General features: G+C 76.5%; 2 protein-coding genes. One reads left to right on the top strand and one right to left on the bottom strand.

Annotated features, from left to right (window positions below; genetic code table 11):
- Positions 1-1194 (bottom strand): FHA domain-containing protein (locus tag MTQ10_RS29520; protein ID WP_247473475.1); only part of this gene is annotated, 1194 nt, incomplete at its 3' end.
- 351 nt (positions 1195-1545) lie between these two features.
- Between MTQ10_RS29520 and MTQ10_RS29515 the strand changes: the two genes are divergently transcribed.
- The coding region (locus tag MTQ10_RS29515; RefSeq protein WP_247473474.1) for a serine/threonine-protein kinase at positions 1546-2891 on the top strand (1346 nt) is incomplete at its 3' end.

Below are 2891 nucleotides of genomic sequence, written 5' to 3'. Positions count from 1 at the left end.
CAACGGGTACGGTACGACCGCTCCGGCGCCCCCCGTGCCCGCTGCCCCGCCCGCCGCGGGCACGGGGTGCGCCGGAGCGGTCGTACCGTACCCGTTGCGGCCCGTGCCCGGGCCGTCTGCGCCCGTGCCGTACTCGCCGGCGCCCGGGCCCCTGCCGCCCGTGCCGCCGCCCCGCACGTTCGGCGCCGCCCCGTGCGGCCGGAGCCCCGCGCCGTGCGTGGCCTGGCCGGAGCCGCCGCCGGGAAGGTGCCCTCCGGACGCCGGGCCCGCGGCCGGGATGCCCGACGCCGGGCGGCCCGTGGCCCGCACGGCACCTTCGATGCCGGGCGCCCCCGCCTGCTCGGGCACCGTCGTCCGCTGCACAGGGGCGGGCCGGCCGCCGGACCAGGAGACGTCGCCACGGCCGTGGACAGTCGGCGCCGTCGGGCCCACCGGTCCTGACGGTCCCACCACTCCCGTCGGCCCCGTCGGATCGCCGTCCACCGCGGCCCCCTCGCGCGCGCGGCCCTCGGCTTCCCCGCCGGCCACGGCCCCCGCCTCCGCGCCGCACGGCACGCGCACATGCCCCTCGCCGTCCGGCGTCGTCGGTATACGGCCCCCCGGCCCGCCGGGCGGGGCCAGCCGCAGCGCCGACTCGCCGATCCGCAGCAGGGAGCCCGCGCCCACCCGCACCGGGCGTCCGTCCACGCGCGTGCCGTCCAGCACGGTGCCGTTGGTGGAGCCCAGGTCGGCGACGGTCACCCGGCCGTCGGCGGCCAGCGTGACCGCGCAGTGCAGACGGGAGACGTCCGGGTCGTCGAGCGGGACGTCCGCGTCGGCGGAGCGGCCCACCCGCACCTCGCCGCCGTGCAGCAGATGGACACCGCCCGCGTCCGGGCCCGCCACCACGTGCAGCTGCGCCGGGGCGTCGTCCAGCTCGGGATGCGGTTCGGGAAGGGCGGGGGAGCCCAGCGACAGCACCGCGCCGTCGGTCAGCGGCGGCTCGCCGAGCGTGCAGCGCTGCGCGTCGAGCCGCTCGGCACCCGCGTACAGCACCACCGGACCGTCCCCGGCCTGCACCGCCGCGGCGAGCCCCGACGCGACCGCCGCCAGAGCCGTGCCCGCGGGAGCGGTGACCAGCACGTCGCAGCTCGCGGCACGGCCGCGCACCCCGGCGGGGGCCAGCGGATCAACGACGGTCAGCCGGATCTGCATCGGCGTCAGCGGTCCCTTCTGCGCGGGCGCGGACTCCCCCCACCCCACACGAGCACGACGGCCAGTTGCTGCAAGGCATCCTCGCACCTGCCACCGACAACACGCCCGGCCCTCCCCAAGAAATGATCTTGATTGGTCGGCTCTGCCCGTAAAAGTGCCTGACAAAAGAGGTGCGCATGATCGACCGGGGGCGACTTGAGATCGGTCACGTCCGCTTCCGGCAACCGACCGGACCGCCTGCTGCGTCTTTCCGGTCCAGGACGTACAGATCTCCGAGAGGCCCGACGGCGGGCCCCACGGCACTACAGTGGGTCCGAACGAAGGTCAGGCAAGCAACAGGGAGCGCGTGACGTGCGGCCAGTCGGCAGCAAGTACCTGCTCGAGGAGCCGCTCGGACGCGGCGCCACGGGCACCGTCTGGCGAGCCCGCCAGCGCGAGACCGCGGGCGCCGAGGCGGCCGTGGCCGGTCAGCCCGGCGAGACCGTCGCCATCAAGGTCCTCAAGGAGGAGCTGGCGAGCGACGCCGACGTCGTCATGCGGTTCCTGCGGGAGCGTTCCGTCCTGCTCCGGCTGACCCACCCGAACATCGTCCGGGTCCGCGACCTCGTCGTCGAAGGCGACCTCCTCGCCCTCGTCATGGACCTCGTCGAAGGCCCCGACCTCCACCGCTACCTGCGCGAGAACGGCCCCCTCACCCCCGTCGCCGCCGCGCTGCTCACCGCGCAGATCGCCGACGCGCTCGCCGCCAGCCACGCCGACGGCGTCGTCCACCGCGACCTGAAACCCGCCAACGTGCTGCTGAAGCAGGACGGCGGCCAGATGCACCCGATGCTGACCGACTTCGGCATCGCCCGCCTCGCCGACTCCCCGGGCCTGACCCGCACCCACGAGTTCGTCGGCACCCCCGCCTATGTGGCGCCCGAGTCCGCCGAAGGCCGCCCGCAGACCTCCGCCGTCGACATCTACGGCGCCGGCATCCTGCTGTACGAGCTGGTCACCGGACGCCCGCCGTTCGCCGGCAGCAGCGCCCTCGAAGTGCTCCACCAGCACCTCAGCGCCGAGCCGCGCCGCCCCTCCACCGTGCCCGACCCGCTGTGGACGGTCATCGAGCGCTGCCTGCGCAAGAACCCCGACCAGCGGCCCAGCGCCGAGAACCTCGCCCGCGCCCTGCGCGTCGTCGCCGACGGCATCGGCGTGCACGCCAACTCCGCGCAGATCACCGCCGCCGAGAACGTCGGCGCGCTGCTCGCCCCCGACCCGCAGCCGGCCCCCGTGCCCGGCTCCTCCGACGCCGACCCGACGCAGGTGCTGCCGCAGGGCCAGGCCGGGGCGTACGACCCCGACGCCGCCACCAGCGTCCTGCCGCACACCGGCGGACCCGCACCGGCCGGCGCCGCCGACCCCACCGCCGTACTCCCGCACACCGGCGCCGCCGACCCGACCGCCGTCATGCCGCCCGTGCCGCAGGGGCAGCCCGGCCAGGGCCAGGGACAGCAGCCCGAGCAGCCGCACCCCTGGCAGACCCAGCTGCGCGCGGCCCGCGACCGCAACGAGCAGACGCAGATCCAGTACCTCGACCCGGACGAGGACCCGCTGCGCCGCCGGCCCCAGCGGCAGGTCGCGCCCCGGCCGCAGCAGCAGCCCCAGCGGCCCCCGCAGCGGCCGCCCGCCTGGCTCTTATACACATTTCCGAGCCC

It is taken from the genome of Streptomyces sp. XM83C (assembly GCF_023072675.1).
In the GTDB taxonomy this organism is placed as follows: domain Bacteria; phylum Actinomycetota; class Actinomycetes; order Streptomycetales; family Streptomycetaceae; genus Streptomyces; species Streptomyces thermocoprophilus.
Note: the sequence above shows the minus strand (reverse complement) of the source record. Positions and strands in the feature narration are given on the sequence as shown.